Below are 22,270 nucleotides of genomic sequence, written 5' to 3'. Positions count from 1 at the left end.
TCGCAACGGTTCGTTTCGCATCCGGTTCTTGTTGAGGATTGGGCAAACGGCAAAATATGCTCGACGGACGGCGATCCTCGCGGTCCTTCGTGAATGAGTATCGGCCATGCCCGTCCCCACCCGTTTCTCCGCCCCGCTTCTGTCGCTGTTCCGCGCCGTCTTCGGCCTGATGTTCCTGGCGCATGGCGTCTCGAAATTCTTTGGGCTTCCCCCCTTCCCCATGCCGCTCAATCCCTTGCTGACGGCGGCGGGCGTGTTGGAACTGGTCGGTGGGGCAATGCTGTTCGTCGGGCTGTTCACGCGACCGGTGGCCTTCCTGCTCTCGGGCCAGATGGCGGTCGCCTATTTCATGGCCCATGCACCACAGGGTTTCCTGCCATTGGCCAATGGTGGTGAGGCGGCGATCCTCTATTGCTTCGCCTTCCTGTACCTCGCGGCGGCGGGTGGCGGTTCGATCGGCGTCGATGCGATGCGGCGTGGCGGCTGATCCGCAGCTCTGATAGTCAGGGCGCCATGAACGCCCTGACCCGCAACATCGCGCTGCTCATCGATGCCGACAATGCCCAGTCGGCGGCCATCGACCCCGTCCTCACGGTGCTTGCCGAGCTGGGCACGGTCAATGTCCGCCGCGCCTATGGCAACTGGTCGAAGCCCGGCCTGAAGGGCTGGCGCGACGTCATGGTCAAGCACGGGATCGAGCCGCAGCAGCAGTTCGACTTGACCAAGGGCAAGAACGCCACCGACATGAAGATGACCATCGATGCGATGGACCTGCTGTTCCGGGGGCGGATCGACGGGTTCGGCATCATGTCGTCGGACAGCGACTTCATGCCGCTGGCGACGCGTATCCGGCAGGACGGCTTTCCCGTCTATGGCTTCGGCAACAGCCGCACGCCCGAGGCATTCAAACAGGCATGCAGCCGCTTCATCGATGTCGGCGCGCTGATCGGCGAAGCGACCCGCCCCGCCAGCGCCAAGCCGGTTTCGGCCGATGTTCCGCTGGCCGACTCGCTACCGCCCTCGATCGAACAGGCGAAGCGCACGGCGGGTACCCCGCGCCCGATTGACGAGGAACTGCTCAAGCTGCTGGTCGACGCCTATAATTCCGTCAAGCGCGACGAGCGCGGCTTTGCCAGCCTGTCGGCGATGGGCCAGCTGGCGGGCAATCGGTCGAGCTTCGACACGCGCAATTTCGGCTTCAAGCGGCTGTCCGACCTGATCGAGGCGGTCCCCAATTTCCAGACCGAGCGGCGAGAGGATGGCCGGACCTTCGTGAAGCGGGTGCGGTGAACGATCAAATTCCCCCCGTAAGGGAGGAATCAAGTCAGTCCCTCGGATCGGGCATGGTCAGCGTCGCGCAGGTGCCCGGTGCGGCGTCGTCGAACCGCACTTCACCCCGCAACTGCCGGGCCAGGCTGGTGATCATCCGCATGCCCAGGCTGTGGCGGGAGGCGACCTTCATGTCGAAATCAGCGGGTAGCCCCTTGCCCTTGTCGCGCACCGACAGGACGATCTGCCCGTCGCGCGCGTGGAGGCATACATCGATCACGCCGCCTTCCTCGCCATAGGCATATTTGATCGCGTTGGTCAGTAGCTCGGTCAGCATCAATCCGATGGGGATCGCGGTATCGGCGTTCATCTCGATCGTCTCGATATCGCAATGTACCTCATGATCCTTGGCCTGCTGGGCCAGCTGATCCGCGATACCGCAGGCCAGATCGTCGAGCGCCACCATGCCGACCCGCTCGCTGCGCCACAGCCGGTCATGGGTCTGCGCAATGGCCGCGATCCGCGCCTGCGCATCGTTCAGCATCCTGAGGACACGGGGATCGTCATCCTCCTGCTTCTGGAGGTTCAGCATGGCCGACACTAGGGCCAGGCTGTTCTTGACCCGGTGGCTGGCTTCGCGGGTCAGGAGCTGCTGATGCTCCACCGCCTCGGCCAGACGGCGCTCGGCCTCCTGCCGCTCGATGGCAACGCCAATCAGATTGGCGAAACCCTGCATGAAGGCGAGGTCGGCCTCCTCGAAACGGCCTTCGTCCGGGCTGTCGACCTCCAATACGCCGTAACGCTGGCCGGATGCCTCGACCAGCACGTTGATCGCCCGGCGGATCTTGTGGTCGGCCATGAACTGCGGCGTCCGGAACCGCTCTTCCTGGTCGAGATGGTTGGAGATGACCCCCTGCCCCGTCTGGAGCGCAAAGCCCGCGGGCGAGCCCATGTCGGTGCGCATCTCGGTCGAGCCGACGACACCCGGCCCCCAACCCACGCCCGTGCGAACCAGAAGCGTTTCCCGGTCCGCCTTATATTCCAGGAACTTGCAGAAGGAAGATCGCATCCCCTCTGCACAAAGCTCGGTCGCCCGCTGCAGCATCGGGTCCAGGTCGCGGGCGCGCAGTGCCTCGATCCCGAAGGCGGCGAGGACCGATTGTTGGCGGAGCCGATAATGCAACTGCCCTGCGCCGGCGATCCCACGATCCTCGCCTTGCGCCTGCTCCACTACCGCCATTCCCAACCGCGCCCTTTGTTACCCTGTCGTTATAACGGTCGAGATGGGAATTGGCCGCATCGGTTTAAAGCCGTGGGCCAGCATCCGATACGACAACGTCCTCCCCGATCGCTCGGGAAGGGCGCCACCAAAACCGGCATTTTTGGGATCAGCGGGTCAGCTTCTTATAGGCCAGACGGGTCGGACGATCGGCGGCATCGCCCATGCGACGACGCTTGTCCTCTTCATACGACTCGTAATTGCCTTCGAACCATTCGACATGGCTGTCGCCCTCGAACGCCAGGATGTGCGTGCAGAGACGGTCGAGGAAGAAGCGATCGTGGCTGATGACCACGGCGCAGCCCGCGAACGTCTCCAGCGCCTCTTCCAACGCACGCAGCGTTTCCACGTCGAGGTCGTTGGTCGGTTCGTCGAGCAGCAGGACGTTGCCGCCCTCCTTCAGCATCTTGGCCATGTGGACGCGGTTACGCTCACCACCCGACAGCTGGCCGACCTTCTTCTGCTGGTCGGGGCCACGGAAGTTGAACGCGCCGACATAGGCGCGCGTGCCCAGTTCCTGCTTGCCGAAGCGGAAGACCTCCAGTTCGTCGGAGATTTCCTGCCAGACATTCTTGTTGGGATCGAGTTCGTCGCGGCTCTGGTCGACATAGCCGAGCTTGACGGTCGAGCCGATCTCGATCGTGCCCGCGTCGGGCTGTTCCTGGCCGGTGATCAGCTTGAACAGCGTCGACTTGCCCGCGCCGTTCGGCCCGATCACGCCGACGATACCGCCCGGCGGCAGCATGAAATCGAGACCTTCGAACAGCAACTTGTCGCCGTACGACTTGGTCAGCCCCTTGGCCTCGATCACCTTGCCGCCCAGACGCTCGGGGATCTGGATCAGGATCTGCGCCTTGCCCGCGACGCGGTTCTCCTGCTTCTCCATCAGCTCCTCGAACGCGCGGATACGCGCCTTCGACTTGGTCTGACGGGCCTTGGGCGTCTGACGCATCCAGGCCAGCTCGTCGGCGATCGCCTTCTGCTTGCCCGCCTCGTCGCGCTCTTCCTGCTCCAGGCGCTTGGCCTTCTTTTCCAGATAGCCGGAATAGTTGGACTCATAGGTGTAGTAGCGGCCGCGATCCAGCTCGAGCACCCAGTTGACGACGTTGTCCAGGAAGTAACGGTCGTGGGTGACGAGGATGACGTTGCCGGTATACTCCTTGAGGTAATTCTCCAGCCACGACACGCTCTCGGCGTCGAGGTGGTTGGTCGGTTCGTCGAGCAGAAGGATGTCGGGCTTTTCGAGCAGCAGCTTGCAGAGCGCCACGCGACGCTTCTCACCACCCGACAGGCGGGTGACGTCGGCATCGCCCGGCGGGCAGCGCAGCGCTTCCATCGCCTGTTCCAGCTGGCTGTCGAGCGACCAGCCGTCGACCGCATCGATCTTGGCCTGAAGCTCGCCCATCTCTTCCATCAGGGCGTCGAAATCGGTGTCGTCCTTCGGATCGCCCATCTCGGCCGAGATGGCGTTGAAGCGATCGACCAGATCGGCGATCGGGCGTACGCCGTCCTTGACGTTGCCCATCACGTCCTTCGACGGATCGAGCTGCGGCTCCTGCGCCAGATAACCGACGCGGACACCCTCGGCGGCCCAGGCCTCGCCGGTGAAATCGGTGTCCATGCCCGCCATCACCTTCATCAGCGTGGACTTGCCCGCGCCGTTCGGGCCGATGATCGCGATCTTCGCGCTCGGCAGGAACTGAAGGTGGATGTTGTTGAGGACAGGCTTGTTGGCGCCGGGGAAGGTCTTGGTCAGACCCTTCATCACATAGGTATATTGGACGGCCATGGCGGCGCGGAGCTCCGTGCTTTTTCGACTGTGGGATATTTGCCCGCCCATGTAGTGGTTGCGCGGGCGGTTGGCAAACGGGACCGGCTGCGTAACACTCCGGCCCATGAAGCGCTTTCTTCTCGCGGCCTTGACCGCCTCCGCCCTGTCCTCCCCCACCTTGGCACAGCGGACCCCTCCGCCCCCGCCCGCCACCGTCGCACCCGAGGTCGAACGGCTGCGCGATGCGGCGCTGAACGATACGGTCGCCTGGGATATCGTCGAGGGACTGACGACCGAAGTCGGCCAGCGGCTGGCGGGCACCGAAGCCGAGGCACGCGCCCGGGCATGGTCGGTCGCCAGGCTGACGGCGCTGGGGTTCAAGAATGTGCGGATCGAGCCCTATCGGATGCCGGTGTGGGAACGCGGCGCGGAGAGCGCGGAAATCCTGGCCCCCTTCCCGCAGAAGCTGACACTGGCCGCGCTGGGCAATTCGGGTGCGACACCGGCGGGCGGTCTGACGGGCGAGGTCGCGGTCTTCCCCAGCATGGCGGCGTTCCAGTCGGCGCCTGATGACGCGATCCGCGGCAAGATCGTCTATATCGGCAACGCCATGCCCCGGACCCAGGACGGATCGGGCTATGGCGCCTATGGCACGGCGCGCTTTACCGGCCCCGCGCTGGCGGCCAGGCGCGGCGCGGTCGCGATCGTCATCCGGTCGATCGGCACCGACCATCATCGCTTCCCCCATACCGGCACGACCAACTTCCCCGAAGGCGTAAAGCCCATCCCGGCGGCCGCCCTTTCCGTCCCTGACGCCGAGCAACTGGAGCGAATCGCCAGCCGGGGCCAGCCGGTCCGCATGAAGCTGGTCCTGACCCCGCGCATGGTCGGCACTCGCGAATCAGGCAACGTGATTGCAGAGGTGCCCGGCAGCGATCCGTCGGCGGGTATCGTGCTGGTCGGTGGCCATCTCGACAGCTGGGACCTGGGGACGGGGGCGATCGACGATGCCAGCGGGATCGCGATCACTGCCGCGGCGGCCAAGCGGATCATGGATGCAGGGCAGCCGCGCCGCACCATCCGTGTCGTCTGGTTCGGCGCCGAGGAAGTCGGCGGCATGGGCGGCGAGGCCTATGCCAAGGCCCATGCCGGTGAGCGCCACGCCACGGCATCGGAAAGCGACTTCGGCGCGGACCGGGTCTGGCGGTTCGAGGTCAACCTGCCCACCACCGCCAAGCTGGTCGCGGACCGGCTGCAGACCGCCCTGGCACCGCTGGGCATTACGCGGGGCAGCGGCCTGGGCGGCGACGGCACCGATATCGGCCCGACGATCAAGCTCGGGACCGCCGGGATCGACCTGAACCAGTCGGGATGGGATTATTTCGATTCCCACCATACGCCCGACGACGTATTGGACCGCGTCGATCCGGCGGCCCTTCGCCAGAATGTCGCCGCCTGGACCGCCATGCTTGCGGTGGTCGCCAACGCGCCCGAGGCCATCGGCCCGGTCACCCCGCGCTGAACCGTCGGTCTCGCGGTAACCGTTTGGTAACGCCAACGCCTTGAAAAAGCCCGATCCGCGCCATCGGTTCGTCGCGAACCTTGCGATCCGATGAATTTTGCGGATTGACCGCGATGAACCGCACGTTATTTGAGCCGCTTCGCGACGGCATTCGGGCCGGCCGCGATTTTTGCTTTGCTTGGGAGCATTCGAATGAAGAAGATCGCTTTCGTTCTCGCTGCCGCCGGCCTGATGTCCGTCGCCGCCTGCAACAAGTCGCCGGAAGCTGCCGCTGTTGAGAACAACGCGGACATGCTGGCTGACAACATGGAAATGTCGGCTGACAACATGGATGCCGCTGCGGACAACACCTCGAACGCTGCTGCTGCCGCGACCCTCGAGAACGCTGCCGACAACATGAACGCCGCTGCCGACAACGTCCGTGACGCTGCCGACGCCAAGGCGGACAACATGCAGTAATAGTCGCGTCGGACCTTCGGGTCCGAAGCGCCGACTGCTATGTCGGAAAAGGGCGCTTCCCATGCGGAAGCGCCCTTTTTCTTTGGCCGATTTCCTGTGCAAAGTTGTCGCACGACGCTTGCGAAGTCCGGCCGCATCACGCTAACGACATTCGCGGTGGGGCCTGTAGCTCAACGGTTAGAGCTGGCCGCTCATAACGGCTAGGTTGCGGGTTCGAGTCCTGCCGGGCCCACCAAATTCTCACTATAAGCCTCTGTATTTATTAAATTATTTGGCACCGCCTTAACTTATCGGGACTGCAACCTGCGGTGGAAGTCCGAGAGCCAAGGGGCTAATGACGGCTTTCACTGAGGCACTCGGCACCGCAACGGCTCGGACCAGTCCGTGAAGCAAATGCGTCCGAACTTTAAATTAAGCCAACCTATGTTAGTTAATGGACATTCTGACTTGGCATGCAGTTGTATGCAAATGCCCACATATTCTATCGAAATAGCCGATAATCTACCTGTACAGGCGGACGGTTTCGAAGCGCCTGACTTTGACCGAGCCCTCGCGGTACTGGTCCGGGTAGCGGGTGAAAGCCTAATTCACGAAAGCCATAGAGAGCCTACCATTTCGCTCTTTAGGAGCTTCGACTTGATGGATGAGAGAGGTTTGATCCTGTACTCCCTTTCGATTCAAGGTTACCGGTCAGCGGCAATGGGACGGCGGGGGTGATATGCCCCGAGCTTGCGCGCTACTTAAGAATTAAACCCGTCTCATACTGCTGCCTTGTCGAACAATAGTGTCAGCTAAAAGCTGCTGTCTGGAGGAACGCAAAAAGATCGTTAATCTTTAAATAATGGTCGATGCAGCTTGAGGTTAACTTTTTGCAGCTACACAGGACTAATGGATCAGACGCTCGCCGAACATCATCGGAAAATAACAGCAGGCATAGCTGAAATTCGAGACCATTGCAGCCGGCCCAGCCCTGATGTGGCCGCGCTCGGGGTAGCCCGCCTTCGTCTGAGTCGGGCAAGCTGGGCACGGTCGCAGTACATACACGACGTATTGCTTCCAAAGCTGAAGGTCGGAGCTGATAGCGCGCTGCTATCGCGGCTTGACGACATGCAACGTGCGTTTGCGGCGAAACGGCTCGCATCGAGTGAGCACGTCACGAAGTGGAGCAGCAAGACCATCGTAGACGATTGAGAGGGATACCGCCAAGCCGCTCGTCGCATCTGGGCTATGATGGAAGACCAAATGGATCGCGAGCGCGGTATATTTGGATAATTATTCCTCCATCGTCGGAGATAAAGTGATCGATATAGCGGTAAATTGGGTACCGCTGATCGCCCGGCGGTTTGGTGCCCCCCCCAAGTAACTTAACGCCGCGCTCATGCGTAGGTCGAGCCCTTAAAGGTTAGACAGTTTTTTCTCAAACAGAGAGGCAACGGGACCTGATGCGCGTCAGTTAGGCAAACTATATATCTGTTTTTATTAGCTTATTTAAATCCTGCCGGGCCCACCAACTTCCCGTATCGATCTTCCCCGTTACCGATCCTTGTCTTCGGCAAGTTCGAGCGACGCCGCGTTGATCCGGCTGATCTCCACCAGCACATCCGACGTCTCGACCGAAAGGTTGCGCACCTCTTCGGCGACGACCGCGAAACCGCGCCCCTGGGCACCGAGCCGTGCGGCCTCGATACTCGCATTCAGCGCGACCAGCCGGGTATTGGCCGATATCCGGCCGACCCGTTCCAGCATGGCCACGGTCTCGCGGTTCAGGTCATTGCGTCGCCGAATCACGCGCGTCAGATCGCGCTCATGCGTCACGTCGACAAAGGTCAGCACCGCCCCAAGATCGGGTTGCGGGTGATAAGTAATTTCCAGCACATGACCGTCATCGAAATGATGATCGAACTGGCGCCGCACCCCCTCGCGGGCCCATTGCCGATGATTGTCAAGGATCGTCGCCTTTCGGACATCCGACCAACCTACCGCATTGCCGACATGGTGCAGATAATCCGCCAGGCTCGACCCTGCGGTCACGGCACTGTCCGACAGGCCGAAGATGCGACTGACATACTGATTGATCAGGAGAATCCGCTCGTCCCGATCATAGATCACGATACCGTGCCGGACATGTTCCATGACAAGGGCCAGCTGCTCCGCCGCACTCACCGACACCGTTAACCTCATTTTTGATAACTTATGTTGCCCCTAGCAGCTTTCGCCCAAGATGAAAGCGCGACGCATTTTTACTTATGAAATCGGCCTTGTCGGGGTCACCTATGGTCTTCTAAGGTGCCGCCAAACACGTTCACGAAAGGCGAGATCAATGGCAGTTAAGGGCGATCCGAAGGTCATCGAGTATTTGAACGAGGCGCTCAAGAACGAGCTGACCGCGATCAACCAGTATTTCCTGCACTACCGGCTGCTCGATCATTGGGGCGTCTACAAGCTCGCCCAGTTCGAATATCACGAATCGATCGACGAGATGCGCCACGCCGACTGGCTGGCCGAGCGCATCCTGTTCCTGGACGGGCTGCCCAATTTCCAGCTGCTGGGCCGCCTGCGCATCGGCGAGACCGTCGAGGAAGTGCTCAAGGGCGATCTGGCCATCGAGGTCGAGGCCGTTGCCCAGCTCAAGGAAGCCATCGCCTATTGCGAGGAAGTCCGCGATTATGTCAGCCGCGACCTGTTCCAGCGCATCCTGGCGAGCGAGGAAGAGCATGTCGACACGCTGGAGCGCCAGTTCGAGATGATCGCACGCATGGGCATCCAGAACTATATCCAGCTGAACGCCATGGCGGAGAACGACACGCCCAAGTCGGGCGCGGCTCCGCACCTTCAGGGCTGAGAATGCGGGGCGGGTCTGATGGCCCGCCCCTGTTTCCGGAAAATTGTCCACCTAACCCGTTCAGCCTGAGCGAAGTCGAAGGCCACGGGAATTATATCGGTCATGGCCCGGACTTGGCGTCGGCCCTCGGCCTTCGACTTGGCTCCGGCTGAAGGGCGATTAGGAAAAAGCGCGCCCGCCGCCCCTCAGTCCTTCTTGCCGAACGGGTTCTTCGGCGCCCGCAGCGTCAGACGCACCGGCACTGCACCAAAACCAAGCTCACGCCGCATCGAATTGACCAGATACCGCTCATAGCTGGCGGGCAATTGATCCACGCGCGTACCAAAGATCACGAAGCTCGGCGGACGCGACTTCACCTGGGTGACGTAGCGCAGCTTGATCCGCTTGCCGCCCGGTGCGGGTGGCGGATTGGCCTCGACCGCACGCTCGAACCAGCGGTTGAGCTCGCCGGTCGGCACGCGCTTCGACCAGGCGGCGCGCGTCTCGAACGCCGCTTCGATCAGCGTGTCCAGCCCCTTGCCGGTCGCGGCCGATACCGCCAGCAGCGGCACGCCCTTGACCTGGCTGAGCCCGTCTTCCAGCGCCTTGCGCACACCGTTGAACAGCGACGACGGATTTTCCGCGACGTCCCATTTGTTGAGCGCGATCAGCAGGGCACGCCCCTCTTCCAGCACACGGTCGGCAATGCGCAGATCCTGCGATTCCAGCCCCAGCGTCGCATCGAGCAATAGCACCACGACCTCGGCGAAATCGACCGCGCGCAACGCGTCGGCGACGGACAGCTTTTCCAGCTTGTCCTGAACCTTGGCCTTTTTCCGCATGCCCGCGGTGTCGATCAGGCGGACCTGCCGCACCTCGCCGTTGCGGTCGTGCCATTCCCAGTCGATCGCGATCGAATCGCGGGTGATCCCGGCTTCCGGCCCGGTGATCAAGCGATCCTGACCCAGGAAACGGTTGATCAGCGTCGACTTGCCCGCATTGGGACGCCCGACGATCGCCAGCTTCAGCGGAGCGAAGGGGTTTTCGAGATCGACTTCCTCTTCTTCCTCGACTTCACGGTCGATGAAGGGGAGCAGCGCTTCGAACAAATCGCCCACGCCTTCGCCATGCTCGGCGGACAATTGCACCGGATCGCCGAAGCCGAGCGCCAGCGCCTCCAATATGCCCTGTTCGGCCGCACGGCCCTCCGCCTTGTTCGCCGCGAGCACGATCGGCGTATCGGAACTGCGCAGCCAGCGAGCGATCTCCTCGTCCAGCGGCATGACCCCGGCGCGGGCATCGACCAGGAACAGCGCGACATCGGCCTCGCTGACCGCCGCCTCGGTCTGGCGGCGCATCCGGCCCGGCAATGTGTCGGGGTCTTCGTCTTCGTAACCGGCCGTATCGATGATACGGAAATCCAGGCCCAGAAGATGCGCGTCGCCTTCGCGCCGGTCGCGCGTCACGCCGGGCCGGTCGTCGACCAGCGCCAGCTTCTTTCCGACCAGACGATTGAACAGCGTCGACTTGCCGACATTGGGACGGCCGACGATCGCGACGATAGGGAGATTAGCCATCGCCGTGCGTTAGCGAAAGGCGGGGCTTTCGTCACGCCTATAGCGGTACGAAATGCACCGCCCCGTGGAACAAATGTCCCACGGGGCAAAACCGCATCACTTATAGGCCGCGATCCTACCCTTCTGGTCGAGGACATAGAGCACGTTGTTGGCGACGATCGGCGGCAGCGCGAACGGCGTCTTGGTGTCGACCGTTGCCTGGACCGATCCGTCACCCGGATTGGCGTAAACGATCTGCCCTTCCGAGTTGGTCAGGATCAGGCGGTTGCCCGCCAGCACCGGGCCGAACCAGGTGATCGCGCCGGTCTTCTTCTTTTCCTTGTGGAAGCGCTGCAGCTGCGCGATCCAGCGGGCCTTGCCGCTCGACCGGGCCAGCGCGACCAGACGCGCATCGTCGGTGACGAGGAATATCCACTCGCCCGCGATCCATGGCGTCGAAAGCCCGGCGAAATTCTGCTCCCAGAGACGCTGGCCGGTCGACAGTTCCAGCGCAACCATTCGGCCGCCCTGGCCCAGCGCATAGACGCGGCCCTGGTCGATCACCGGCGCGGCGTCGATATCCGACAGCGTCGACACCGAGGTGGAAATGCTCGTCCGCGACAGCGCGTCCTGCCACAGCAGACGGCCGTTTTCGTAACGATAGGCGTTCAGCTCGCCGCTCGAGAAACCGGCGACGACCGTACCCTGGCTGGCCGATGGAGCCGCGACGCCGTACACGCCCTGCGTCTCCAGCGTGCCCTGCCCGGCCCAGACGATCTTACCGTCCGTCTGGTTGATGGCGTAAAGCTGATTGTCCTGGGTCAGGACATAGACATTGCCGTTGGCGATGGTTGGCGATCCGCGCAGCGGGCCGCTGGGCTTGGCACGCCACAGCACCTTGCCGTCGGCGGCGCTGGCCGCGATCACATCGCCCAGACCGTCCGATGCGAACACCGTGCCGCTATCATAGCTCGCCCCGCCGCCGAAGCGGGCCAGGCGGTTCGCGTCACCTTCGGTGATACCGGTCGACCACAGGCGCGCGCCGGTATCGGCGTTCATCGCGACGAGATTGCCCTCGACATCCACGACGAACAGCTTGCCCTCGGCCACGACCGGGGCGGCGCCCAGCGGATCGCGCGCCGAACCACCGTTGATCGTCGCGCTCCACAGGCGCTGCGGCTGTTCCGCCAGTGCGAGCTGCCCCATCGACTTGGCGGCATTGCCGCCAGGCTGCGACCATTCGGGGTTCGCTTCGGGCGCGGGCAGCAGGACCTGTACGTCGGCGATCGTCTTGTCCGCCTCGACCCCCGTTTCCGAAACCAGGATCGGCACGCGGTTGCCCACGGTCGGCGTCTTCTTGGGCGCGCTCTTGAATACCCCGCAGGCGCCCAGCGCCATCAGCGCGGCAAGCGCCGCCGAGGTGCGGAAATGCTTCGTCATTGGGTCTTGGTGTCCTCACTCTGGCCGACCGCGTCGACCCCCAATACGCCGGCCATCTGAACCGCACGTTGCCGCAACGTATCGGGCACATCCTTGTCGCTGGCAATCTGGCCGAACAAACGGCCCGCCTGGTCACGCTTATTCATGCGCAGATAAGCCACGGCGACCATCTCGCCCGCGCTACCGAAATAGGCGTTGCCGGGCACCGCCATGTTGCCCAGTCGCGCGACGACCGCCTCGGGCTTCATCGTGTCATATTCGGCCATGGTCTGGCGAACCAGCGCCAGGTCGCGGAACGGCTGGGCGAGCGAGGCATCATTGGCGATGGCGGCGAAGCGTGCCGCGGCACCCTTCATGTCGTCACGCTGGAGCAGGATATCCGCCTGGGTGAACTCGGCGAGGGCACGATAGGCGTCGACATTGGTGTCGGACAGCGCCTTCAGCTTCTCGCCCGCCGTCTTGGTGTCGTTCTGGCCCAGCGCGTCATAGGCGGCCTGCAACTGCTCGCCATCGACGCCCGCCGCCTGATGCTGGCGGTGCTGCCAATAGAGATAGCCGCCGAACGCAGCGAGCGCGACGACGATCGCCGCGCCGACGATAAGGCCCCACCGGGTCCAGAAAGACGTCAGCCTTTCGCGACGCAGTTCGTCGTCGACCTCGCTCAAAAAGGCCTGGCTGGATTGGGGCGTTAGGGCCAAGACGGGCTCCGCTATTCTGGATCAAGGCAAGATAGAAGCCGCGACCTTTAGCGAGGAGCGGCCCCTGTGGGAAGCGGGCTTGGCTTATCCCCCATCGCGGTTGGCTTGCCGGGGGGCATAGGTCTGCTCCGGCCCGGGGAAGCGGCGGGCGCGCACATCCTCGGCATAGGCACGCGCCGCCTCGCCGATCCGCTCGCCCATCGTCTCGTAACGGCGGACGAAGCGGGCGGTACGGTCGAACAGACCGAGCATGTCCTCGCCCACCAGCACCTGACCGTCGCACTCCGCCGACGCACCGATACCGATCGTTGGGCAGGCGATACGCTTGGTGATCTCGATCGCGATCGGCTCGACCACGCCCTCAATCACGACCGAAAAGGCACCCGCCTCCGCCACGGCGACCGCGTCGGCGATGATCTTCTCGGCCTCCTCAGGCGTGCGGCCGCGCGCGCCATAGCCGCCCAGGACGTTCACCGCCTGGGGCGTCAGGCCGACATGGCCCATGACGGGAATGCCGCGCTCGACCAGGAAGCGCACGGTCGGCGCCATCGCGACGCCGCCCTCCAGCTTGACCGCCGCCGCGCCGGTTTCCTTGAGCAGCCACGCGGCATTCTCGAACGCCTTTTCCGGGCTCGCTTCGTAACTGCCGAAGGGCAGGTCGATGACGACGACCGCATGATAGCTGCCCCGCCCGACCGCGGCGCCATGCGCCGCCATCATCTGAAGCGTGACCGGCACGGTCGAGGGCAGGCCGTAGATCACCTGCCCCAGGCTGTCGCCGACCAGCAGCATGTCGCAATGCGGATCGAGCAGCTGCGCCGAGCGCACCGTATAGGCGGTCAGCATGACCAACGGCGTCTCGCCCTTGCGGCGACGGATGGCAGGTACGGTCAGACGCTTCATCGGCGCAGGCGTGGGATTGGCGCGGCTGGTCGCGGTGTCGAGCGTGTAGGTCGTGGACATGGCCAAACCTCTAACCCGTGTACGCCGTGCGCTCCACCCCCTTGGTCCGTCAGAAGATTTCGGCGTACACCTCGGGCTTGAACCCGACCGTCAGGGCGCCGTCGCGGTCGAGCACCGGCCGTTTGATCAGTGAGGGCTGGGCCTGCATCAGCCGGATCGCCTTGTCGGCATCGATGTCCTGCCGGTCGGCCTCGTCCAGCTTGCGGAAGGTCGTGCCCGCGCGGTTGAGCAGCTTTTCCCAGCCGACATGATCGACCCAGCGGCGAAGCGTAGCTTCGTCAATGCCGTCGGTTTTGTAGTTGTGGAAGCGGTATTCGACGCCGTGCTGGTCGAGCCAGACACGGACCTTCTTCATCGTGTCGCAGTTGGGGATGCCGTAGAGGATGATGGTCATAGAGCCTCGAACTTCGGGAGCGTCCGGCGCTTAGCGGAATGCACCAGGATAAGGGAAGTCGAAGGCCAGGGGAAACCCTCACATCCTAACCCGTGGCAACCCACACAGGCTAGCGCCCCCCTTCCCGCGTCGCTATCCCGAGAGGATGCAGGATCACCCCTTTTACGCACTTCACACCCATGGCCTGATCCGCGTCGCCGCCGCGACGCCCGCCGCATCGGTCGGGGATGCTTATGCCAATGCGCAAGCCATGCTCGATCTGGCGCGCAAGGCGGATGAAGACGGCGTCGACCTGATCGTCTTTCCCGAATTGTCGCTGACCTCCTACGCGATCGACGACCTGCATTTGCAGGGCGCGATGCACGCGGCGACGCTCGCGGCGCTGGGCGAGATGGTGGATGCCAGCGCGGCGCTGTCGCCCGTCATGCTGGTCGGTGCCGCGCTGCCCCGTAATGGGCGGCTCTACAACTGTGCCGTCGTCATTGCGCGCGGGCGGATTTTGGGCGTCGTGCCGAAGACCTTCCTGCCCAACTACCGCGAATATTACGAGAAGCGCTGGTTCGCGAGCGGCGCGGGGCTGACCGGCCTGACCATCGAGCTGGATGGCCAGAGCGTGCCCTTCGGCACCGACCTGATCTTCGCGGCCGAGGATGTGCCGGGCTTCGTCGTCCATGCCGAGATTTGCGAGGATTACTGGGCCCCCACCCCGCCCTCGACACTGGGCGCGCTGGCCGGGGCGACGATCTGCTGCAATTTGTCGGCGTCGAACATCGTCATCGGCAAGGCGCGCGACCGGGCGATGCTGGCCGCCGCCCAGTCGGCCCGCGCGGCCTGCGCCTATGTCTATTCGGCGGCGGGCATAGGCGAGAGCACGACCGATCTGTCCTGGGACGGCCAGGGCCTGATCCACGAACTGGGCGAGACGATCGCCGAGTCCGAGCGTTTCCTGCGCGAACCCGCGCTGACCACCGCCGATATCGATGTCGAGCGGATCGAACAGGAGCGCCTGCGCTTCGGCACCTTCAACGATGCCGCCGCATTTGCGGGCCATCCCGAACATCGTTTCCGCCGGATCGGCTTCGTCCATGGCGCGGAGGCGAGCGATCGCGGCCTGCGACGCTCCGTCTACCGCTTTCCCTTCGTACCCGACGATCCCGCCCGGCGGGATGCCGACTGCTACGAAGCCTATAACATCCAGGTCGAGGCACTGGCCAAGCGGCTCGATGCCAGCCGCGCCAAGACGCTGGTGATCGGCGTGTCCGGTGGGCTCGATTCCACCCATGCGCTGATCGTCGCGGCCAAGGCGACCGATCGGTTGGGCTGGTCGCGCGACCGTATCCTGGCCTTCACCATGCCCGGCTTCGCCACCGGCGCGGGCACCAAGGCCCATGCCTGGGCACTGATGCGTTCGCTGGGGGTAACGGCAGAGGAAATCGATATCCGTCCCGCCGCGCATCAGCTGCTGGAAGACATGAAGCACCCCTTTGCGCAGGGCGAGCCGGTCCATGACGTGACCTTCGAGAACGTGCAGGCGGGCCTGCGCACCGATTATCTGTTCCGCCTCGCCAATCAGCGCGGCGGCATCGTGCTGGGCACCGGCGACCTGTCGGAGCTGGCACTGGGCTGGTGCACCTATGGCGTGGGCGACCAGATGAGCCATTATGCGGTCAATGCGGGCGTGCCCAAGACGCTGATCCAGTTCCTGATCCGCTGGTGCATCCGTACCGGGCAATATGATGAGGCGACGAACAAGGTTCTGGCGGCGATCCTGGCTCAGGAAATCTCGCCCGAGCTGGTACCCGCCGACGCCAGCGGCGCGATGCAGTCCACCGAGGCGATGATCGGCCCCTATGCACTCAACGACTTCTTTGCGCATTACGTCATCCGCTATGGCCTGAAGCCGTCGAAGATCGCTTTCCTCGCCTGGCACGCATGGCATGATGCGGAAGCGGGCGGCTGGCCCGAGGACCTGCCGCAGGACGCGCGCGTCGCCTATGACCTGCCGACGATCCGGCACTGGCTGGAGCGATTCCTGACTCGCTTCTTCCAGACCAGCCAGTTCAAGCGCTCGGCCCTGCCCAACGGTCCCAAGGTCTCGGCAGGCGGCGCCCTGTCCCCGCGCGGGGACTGGCGGGCGCCATCGGACGGAACGGCAACTGTCTGGCTGAACGAACTTCGGGACGCCCTGCCGCCCGGTCTGTGACACAGACTTGGCAGGCTGTGGGGAACAGGGCTATGCTGAAGGCTTGTTCGTTACATTTCCCCCTAAATTACAGGCTTCTCCCCGGCCTGTCGGCACGAGAGAATCCATGAGCCTTGTCGTTCGCACCCTGTCGGAGCAGATCTTCACGATCATTCGCGAGCGGATCATCAGCGGCGACCTGCCAGAGGAACAACCGATCCGGCAGGACGCGCTGGCCAATGAGCTGGGGGTCAGCAAGATTCCGCTGCGTGAGGCACTTGCCCGGCTGGAACAGGAAGGGCTGCTGACCAGCCAGGCCAATCGCGGCTTTTTCGTCCGCTCGCTGGGCGCGGGCGAGGCGGAGGAGATTTACGAACTTCGCCTGGCGCTGGAACCCGATGCGGCGGCGCGTGCGTCGCGTGTGGCGACGGCGGAGGATCAGGCCGTCGCGCGTGAGGCGCTGACCGCATTGGACGTCGCGGCGCGCGACGCATTGCACGAGGTCGCGCACCGCAACCGCGCCTTTCATCTCGCGCTGGTCCGCCCGCTGGGTGCCGCGCTGACCTTCCAGCTGATCGAACGGTTGCAGGTGCTGGCCGAACGCTATGTCGTCCAGCATCTGAAGCCTGCGGGTCGCGAGGACCGCGCGCATGAGGAGCATCATGCGCTGCTCGACGCCTGGCTGGCACGGGACGAGGCGCGGGTGGCCGGTTTCCTGACCGAGCATATCGGCGCGACGCTGGTCGACCTGCGCGCCCAACTGATCCGCTGATCCCCGTCAGCCGGGCGGGCGGCCAATAGGCGTGGTGATGATCCGGGCACCACGCCGATAGGTCAGATAACGCCACAGCCATTGCAGGCTGACGCGGATACGCTGCGCGAAATTGACCAGCAGCACGACATGGACGATCGCCCAGAGCATCCAGGCCGGATAGCCCTTCATCCGGAACCGGCCGAAGTCGAAGATCGCGGCGTGACGCCCGATGATCGCCGCATTGCCGCGATTGTGGAAGCGGAAGGGCTTGGGCGCCGCTCCGCCCGTCAGTTGCCTCCGTAACGCCTTGCCCAGATACTCGCCCTGTTGCTGCGCGACCTGGGCCAGGCCGGGCAAGGGCTTGCCGTCTTCGTCCAGGCAGGCGGCGACATCGCCCAGCGAATAGACATTCTCCAGCCCCTCGACGCTCAAATCCGGCCGCACCGCCACGCGTCCGCCCGGTCCCGGCGCTATGCCGAGCAGCTTGGCGGCCCCCGTCGGTGCCACGCCTGCGCCCCAAAGGACGGTGCGAGCCGGGATGAATTGTCCGCCGGCGGTCAGCCCCTCGGCCTTGATCGCCTCGACCGGCATGTTCGTCATCACCTGAACCCCCAGCCGCGCCAGCGCCCGTTCGGCATAGGTGGCAAGTGAGTCCGGGAAAGCCGCCAGTATCCTCGGCCCGCCCTCGATCAATATGATCTTCGCCGTCTCCGGCCGGATCCGGCGAAAATCGGAGGTCAAAGCATAGCGCGCCAGCTCGGCGACCGACCCGGCCAGTTCCACGCCGGTCGGGCCGCCGCCGACGATGACGAAGGTCATCAGCGCCTCGCGGTCCGCGGCCCCGTCGCGTTCCGCTTCCTCGAATGCGCCCAACACGCGCGAGCGGATGACCCGCGCTTCCTCGATCGACTTGCAGGCGGGGGCATGGCGGCGCCATTCGTCATGGCCGAAATAGCTGCTGGTCGATCCCGTCGCGACGACCAGCCGGTCATATTGCAACGTCTCGCCCGTGGCCAAGGCGACGTGCCGGGCATCGGTATCGACCTGCGTCACCTCGCCCAGCACGACCCGGATATTGGGGTAGCGGCCCAGGACATGGCGGATCGGCTCGGCGACATCGGCGGGCGACAGGGCGGCGGTCGCCACCTGATAGAGCAGCGGCACGAACAGATGGTAATTGTTGCGGTCGACCACCGTCACCCGCACCGGCGCACGCGCCAGTCGCTGCGCCACCGCAAGCCCGCCGAACCCCGCGCCGACGATCACCACATGCGGCCAATTGGGATCGACGCCTGCTCTCGTCATGTCCTGTCCCCCGTCATCAGAAGGTCACGGCGATCTTGCCGAAATGGTCGCCGCTTTCCTGATAGCGAAATGCATCGGCCAATTCATCCAAGGCGAAGGTGCGATCGACCACCGGCCGGAACGCCGCATCGTCCAGCGCGCGGACGAATTCCGTCTGCATCCGGCGGCTGCCGACGATCAGGCCCTGCAACCGCGCCTGCTTGCTCATGAGGGTGGCGGTCGGCACGTCGCCCGCGAAGCCGGTCAGCACTCCGATCAGCCCGATATGTCCGCCGATCCGAACCGCATCGATCGACTGGGCCAGCGTACCAGGCCCGCCGACCTCGATCACATGGTCGACACCCTCGCCCGCCCAGTCATGGACGAGCTTCCCCCATTCGGGGTGGGTGCGATAATTGATCGTATGCGCGGCCCCCAGCGAGCGGGCCCGTTCCGGCTTCTCATCGGAGGACGAGGTGACGACCACCTGAGCGCCCATCATCCGCGCGATCTGAAGCGCCCAGATCGACACGCCGCCGGTCCCCAGCACCAGCACGCGGTCCCCCGGCTTCAACCCTCCATCGACGACTAGGCTGCGCCATGCGGTCAGTCCGGCCGTGGTGATGGTCGCTGCCTCGGCATGGCTGTAGCCCGTCGGCGCGCGGGTAAAGGCGGTTGCGGGGGCGACCACCAGTTCGCACGCATAGCCGTCGATCCCGTCGCCCGGCACGCGCGAGAAGTCGCCGATCCGGGGCGGCCCTTCCTGCCAGTCGGGAAAGAAGCAGGAGACGACCGCATCGCCCGCCACGAAGTCCTGGACGCCCTCGCCCACCGCCTCGACGATGCCCGCGCCATCGGCCATCGGAATACGACCATCCTGGGTCGGCATGCGGCCCGCCACGACGCCATAGTCATGATAATTGAGTGACGTCGCGTGCAGCCGTACCCGGATCATACCCGGTCCCGGCGCACCGGGATCGGGGCGGTCGACCAGTCGCAGACGGTCCAGCCCGCCAGGTGCATCGAGGATCATCGCCTTCATGCCGTCGCCTTCATCGCTGTCTGTCGATGAAAAACCAACGCTGCTGCAATGCGATGCGATCCCTCAGCCGGTCGCCAGAGACCACCCGTCGGGCAGGAAATCGACTGACATATAATAGTAAAAGGTGCAGCTGCCGTCGCCGCCGCGATAGCTGCCGCCCTTGACGATGCCGTAAGCCATACCGCCGAGGAAGACCGGCCCGCCGCTGTCCCCGCTACGACAGGTCGGCCCACGCACTGCAACCCAGGTCGGGGTACAGCCGCCGCCGCACAAATCCCCGGCAGGCGCAAAGTCGGGTATCCACACCTCGGCGCAGCTATAGCCCGTCCGTTCGCCGCGATGGCAGACGATGTCGCCCGCGCGGGTCTGGTCGCGGGTCCTCTGCCCCGTGACGCGGCGGCTTATCGTCTTGGCCGTGTCGCTCCAAAAGGCGGGCGACAACGACACTGGGCTGCCATTCACCTGTACATCCTGATAGCCCCATCCCCATTGCCCCAGAAAGGGCAGCGGATGCTCGCGCCGCTCGGCATCGGTCCAGACCAGATTGTCGGGACAATGGGCGGCCGTCACGACCGCGCTGGCACTCCCGCGCTGGACGACGAACCCGCTGGTGCAGGCATAGCGGCGACCATTGCCGGGATCGATACCGGTCAGCCGCGCACCACCTTGAACGTCGGCCAGGTCGCTGTCGGGCGCACCCAGCGTCGCGATCCGCACCGGCACCCCTGCGATCCGGGCGATCCGATCCCGCAGGGCATCGCCCGGCTCCGCCTCGGCATCCGCGCGGGCCACCATCACGACCAGCGCCCCGATCCGGGGATCGACACCGATGCCCGGCGGCTGGGTCAGGCTGGCGCGAATTTCGGTCTGATGAAGCGCGAGTGCGACGACCAATTGGCGGTGTGTGGCATAGGCGCCAGTCCGGAAGCGAACGAGCACCGGACTTCCCGCCACCTGCACGACCCGGTCCGCGACGGGCGCATCGCCGGTCAACAATATGTCGATATGGAAAGGCGCATGACCGACCGACAATCCCGCGAGGCGGTCGGCGAACTCCGCCTTGAGCGAGTCGGTCAGCGGCACCGACGCCTCCTGCACCGCGAGTTCGTGCGCGGCCGCCATCGGCGTCTGCCCGGACAGGCTGGCATATTCCGCCGCATCCAGAGCAAGGGCGGCATTTCCGTCGAGCGGCGCCACGGCCTGCGCCCATACGCCTCCCGGAATCGTGACAAGCAGGGCCGCCACCAATCGCGGGAAAGCCCATCTATCCCGCCGACAAGATTTGCGCTGGTTATATCCCATCGATTTAGTATGTATTACCTATGAGAAGCCGATAAGCGGCGATACACGGCATAAACGACCAAGGGGACCGAATTGATGTTGCGACGCCATGCCCTTCCGCTGCTTCTGATCGCATCGGCCGTCCCGCTCGCCGCGTGCTCCAAATCGGAGCCCGCCAACAGCACCGCCCTCGACAATGGCGGCGTGGCCAATGACGAGCTTCTGGCCAATGATGAAGGGCCCGTCGACGGCAATGCGACGTTCGGCAACGACGTGCTGCTCGACAATGAAGCGGCGCCGGGCGGTACGAACGCGAGCTAAAATTTCCTTCGGTGGCATGGGCCCCCTTTCGGGCTGTGTCACCGCTCCTGCCTCGCCAAAGGAAGCTCCCTGTGGCGATCGACTGGTCCGGCGGTTACGCAAACCGCCGGACCGTTTTTATGTCAGCGCTCGGGAATGCCCAACGTGCGCAGGACGCGCATATCCTGTTCGACCACCCCGGCCGAGAAGCGCTCGATCAGCCGCTGAGCCTGACGCCACATGCCGGTCGGCGCAGGCGTGGCGCGCGGCGGGGCCAGCAGGCGACCACCGCAGATGCTGGCCAGCGCCGGGCCGTGATTGGCACCGTCGACGACCAGCGAGGGAAAAGGCAAGGCCGCCTCGGGCGAGGCGAAGAGCTGGCCGCCCTGCCGGTCCAGCGAATCGGCGGCGGGCGGCTGGAAGAACAGCGCCCCCGCGACCTTCGACACATAATGGCTGGGCGACAGTCGCGCCCACCAGATGCTGGCCAAGCAAGCCGCGCCCTCGGCCACCAGCAGCACCGCCTTGTCGGCATGGGCCACCGCATGGTCCAGCCGAGTCGCCCAGATATCGCGTGCCTCTCGCGATCCGTCGTCAAAGGGAAGTTGCAGATCGCCCTGCCGGGGCCAGGCGAACAGGCTTTCCCACGGCATGGCGCGCTCGCCGACGGGTTTGCCCATGTTAGGCTCCACCACCGGCAGGGTGATGATCGAGAAGGGGTCGCTCAGACGCAGTTCGGCCGCCATGGTCTTCTCCGTCACTGATCCCCACAAGGTACGTCAGTTTCGGGGAAGGGCAAGGGGTGACGGACGCACCCCCGCCTCACCTCATCTTTACTAGGCCGCCATGGGCCGGGCCAGACGACGCGAATCGCTGAGCGCGGTCGCGATGCTGTCGACCATCAGCTCATACTGGTCCGGCGTGTAGCCGGCAGCCAGGAAGGCACGAACCTCGTGCGATGGCACGCTATAGCCATGATGCCAGCTCAACACCGCCATCCGGCGCAACGCCTCCAGCGAGGGATCGGCCAGGCGCGGGTTGCGGGTTTCGCCGGAGATGCTGCCGATTGCGCGGATCAGCTTGGTCGGCTCGCGCAGGCTGGACAGGCGGTCGCGGCGGGCGAGTGCGACCACCTGCCATTCGAGGGCCGACAGACGGGCATCCGGACGGATGGCCGCCGCGCCCTGCTGTGCGATGGCAGCATCGACGGCGATCCGTGCGGCACCGATTTCCTGAAAAGCGACATAGGCCATGA

21 protein-coding genes and 1 tRNA gene are annotated in these 22,270 nt (G+C 64.6%); 9 read left to right on the top strand and 13 right to left on the bottom strand.

Annotated elements, in window-relative coordinates; all coding sequences use genetic code 11:
- Positions 1–106: 106 nt before the first annotated feature.
- Positions 107–487, top strand: coding sequence for a DoxX family protein (locus GGQ89_RS03905; RefSeq protein ID WP_184104253.1), 381 nt, complete (start codon positions 107–109; stop codon positions 485–487).
- 26 nt (positions 488–513) lie between these two features.
- A complete protein-coding gene (locus GGQ89_RS03900; protein ID WP_076716427.1) occupies positions 514–1,290 on the top strand; it encodes an NYN domain-containing protein in 777 nt (258 codons plus the stop codon).
- Between the two features lie 34 nt (positions 1,291–1,324).
- Here the strand turns inward: GGQ89_RS03900 and GGQ89_RS03895 are convergent, their stop codons facing one another.
- Positions 1,325–2,509: a sensor histidine kinase gene (locus GGQ89_RS03895; protein WP_221238843.1), complete on the bottom strand. Its 1,185-nt coding sequence runs from the start codon at positions 2,507–2,509 to the stop codon at positions 1,325–1,327.
- Between the two features lie 148 nt (positions 2,510–2,657).
- Positions 2,658–4,337, bottom strand: coding sequence for an energy-dependent translational throttle protein EttA (gene ettA, locus GGQ89_RS03890; RefSeq protein WP_056434837.1), 1,680 nt, complete (start codon positions 4,335–4,337; stop codon positions 2,658–2,660).
- 106 nt (positions 4,338–4,443) lie between these two features.
- Here ettA and GGQ89_RS03885 point away from each other — a divergent pair, with 106 nt between their 5' ends.
- The 3 genes from GGQ89_RS03885 (at position 4,444) to GGQ89_RS03875 (ending at position 6,535) form a co-directional block, all read left to right on the top strand.
- On the top strand, positions 4,444–5,841 hold the full coding sequence (locus GGQ89_RS03885) for a M20/M25/M40 family metallo-hydrolase (RefSeq protein WP_184104251.1): 1,398 nt from the start codon (positions 4,444–4,446) through the stop codon (positions 5,839–5,841).
- 192 nt (positions 5,842–6,033) lie between these two features.
- Positions 6,034–6,300, top strand: coding sequence for a hypothetical protein (locus tag GGQ89_RS03880; protein ID WP_056434835.1), 267 nt, complete (start codon positions 6,034–6,036; stop codon positions 6,298–6,300).
- A 159-nt stretch (positions 6,301–6,459) separates the two neighbouring features.
- Positions 6,460–6,535: transfer RNA gene (locus GGQ89_RS03875), tRNA-Ile, on the top strand.
- Positions 6,536–7,833: 1,298 nt separating this feature from the next.
- Here the strand turns inward: GGQ89_RS03875 and GGQ89_RS20225 are convergent.
- Complete coding sequence (locus GGQ89_RS20225; RefSeq protein WP_184104249.1) at positions 7,834–8,481, bottom strand: PAS-domain containing protein; 648 nt, start codon at positions 8,479–8,481, stop codon at positions 7,834–7,836.
- A 139-nt stretch (positions 8,482–8,620) separates the two neighbouring features.
- On the opposite strand from GGQ89_RS20225, the gene bfr reads away from it, so the two are divergent.
- Positions 8,621–9,142 (top strand): bacterioferritin, encoded by a 522-nt coding sequence (gene bfr, locus GGQ89_RS03865; RefSeq protein ID WP_056437268.1) that lies wholly within the window; start codon positions 8,621–8,623, stop codon positions 9,140–9,142.
- 185 nt (positions 9,143–9,327) lie between these two features.
- On the opposite strand, the gene der is transcribed toward bfr, so the two are convergent.
- The 5 genes from der to GGQ89_RS03840 all read right to left on the bottom strand — a co-directional run bounded on the left by der (position 9,328) and on the right by GGQ89_RS03840 (position 14,172).
- Positions 9,328–10,698, bottom strand: a complete 1,371-nt coding sequence (gene der, locus GGQ89_RS03860; protein WP_056437271.1) for a ribosome biogenesis GTPase Der — start codon at positions 10,696–10,698, stop codon at positions 9,328–9,330.
- 96 nt (positions 10,699–10,794) lie between these two features.
- Positions 10,795–12,117 carry an outer membrane protein assembly factor BamB family protein gene (locus GGQ89_RS03855; protein ID WP_056437274.1) on the bottom strand — a complete coding sequence of 441 codons (1,323 nt, stop codon included), beginning with the start codon at positions 12,115–12,117 and terminating at the stop codon, positions 10,795–10,797.
- Positions 12,114–12,782: a tetratricopeptide repeat protein gene (locus GGQ89_RS03850; protein WP_240456488.1), complete on the bottom strand. Its 669-nt coding sequence runs from the start codon at positions 12,780–12,782 to the stop codon at positions 12,114–12,116. Before GGQ89_RS03850 ends, GGQ89_RS03855 begins: the two co-directional genes overlap by 4 nt.
- A gap of 117 nt (positions 12,783–12,899) precedes the next feature.
- Positions 12,900–13,778: a 3-methyl-2-oxobutanoate hydroxymethyltransferase gene (gene panB / locus GGQ89_RS03845; protein WP_184104245.1), complete on the bottom strand. Its 879-nt coding sequence runs from the start codon at positions 13,776–13,778 to the stop codon at positions 12,900–12,902.
- Between the two features lie 49 nt (positions 13,779–13,827).
- A complete protein-coding gene (locus tag GGQ89_RS03840) occupies positions 13,828–14,172 on the bottom strand; it encodes an ArsC family reductase (protein ID WP_184104243.1) in 345 nt (114 codons plus the stop codon).
- 145 nt (positions 14,173–14,317) lie between these two features.
- On the opposite strand from GGQ89_RS03840, the gene GGQ89_RS03835 reads away from it, so the two are divergent.
- Together GGQ89_RS03835 and GGQ89_RS03830 are read left to right on the top strand one after the other, a co-directional pair.
- A complete protein-coding gene (locus GGQ89_RS03835) occupies positions 14,318–16,375 on the top strand; it encodes an NAD(+) synthase (protein ID WP_184104241.1) in 2,058 nt (685 codons plus the stop codon).
- A 106-nt stretch (positions 16,376–16,481) separates the two neighbouring features.
- Positions 16,482–17,126, top strand: a complete 645-nt coding sequence (locus GGQ89_RS03830; RefSeq protein WP_076716439.1) for a GntR family transcriptional regulator — start codon at positions 16,482–16,484, stop codon at positions 17,124–17,126.
- 6 nt (positions 17,127–17,132) lie between these two features.
- Here the strand turns inward: GGQ89_RS03830 and GGQ89_RS03825 are convergent, their stop codons facing one another.
- From GGQ89_RS03825 to GGQ89_RS03815, 3 genes are all read right to left on the bottom strand, one after another.
- A complete protein-coding gene (locus GGQ89_RS03825) occupies positions 17,133–18,413 on the bottom strand; it encodes an NAD(P)/FAD-dependent oxidoreductase (RefSeq protein WP_184104239.1) in 1,281 nt (426 codons plus the stop codon).
- A gap of 16 nt (positions 18,414–18,429) precedes the next feature.
- Positions 18,430–19,434: a zinc-dependent alcohol dehydrogenase family protein gene (locus tag GGQ89_RS03820; protein WP_184104237.1), complete on the bottom strand. Its 1,005-nt coding sequence runs from the start codon at positions 19,432–19,434 to the stop codon at positions 18,430–18,432.
- A 63-nt stretch (positions 19,435–19,497) separates the two neighbouring features.
- Positions 19,498–20,679, bottom strand: coding sequence for a chymotrypsin family serine protease (locus GGQ89_RS03815; RefSeq protein ID WP_338112330.1), 1,182 nt, complete (start codon positions 20,677–20,679; stop codon positions 19,498–19,500).
- 132 nt (positions 20,680–20,811) lie between these two features.
- On the opposite strand from GGQ89_RS03815, the gene GGQ89_RS03810 reads away from it, so the two are divergent.
- Positions 20,812–21,036 carry a hypothetical protein gene (locus tag GGQ89_RS03810; protein WP_184104235.1) on the top strand — a complete coding sequence of 75 codons (225 nt, stop codon included), beginning with the start codon at positions 20,812–20,814 and terminating at the stop codon, positions 21,034–21,036.
- 122 nt (positions 21,037–21,158) lie between these two features.
- Here GGQ89_RS03810 and GGQ89_RS03805 read toward each other — a convergent pair whose 3' ends face one another.
- Both GGQ89_RS03805 and GGQ89_RS03800 read right to left on the bottom strand, forming a co-directional pair.
- Positions 21,159–21,776 carry an alpha/beta hydrolase gene (locus GGQ89_RS03805; RefSeq protein WP_221238842.1) on the bottom strand — a complete coding sequence of 206 codons (618 nt, stop codon included), beginning with the start codon at positions 21,774–21,776 and terminating at the stop codon, positions 21,159–21,161.
- 75 nt (positions 21,777–21,851) lie between these two features.
- Positions 21,852–22,268 (bottom strand): hypothetical protein, encoded by a 417-nt coding sequence (locus tag GGQ89_RS03800; protein WP_184104231.1) that lies wholly within the window; start codon positions 22,266–22,268, stop codon positions 21,852–21,854.
- Positions 22,269–22,270 lie beyond the last annotated feature (2 nt).

Origin of the sequence: Sphingomonas yabuuchiae (assembly GCF_014199595.1) — a bacterium.
Taxonomy (GTDB): domain Bacteria; phylum Pseudomonadota; class Alphaproteobacteria; order Sphingomonadales; family Sphingomonadaceae; genus Sphingomonas; species Sphingomonas yabuuchiae.
Note: the sequence above shows the minus strand (reverse complement) of the source record. Positions and strands in the feature narration are given on the sequence as shown.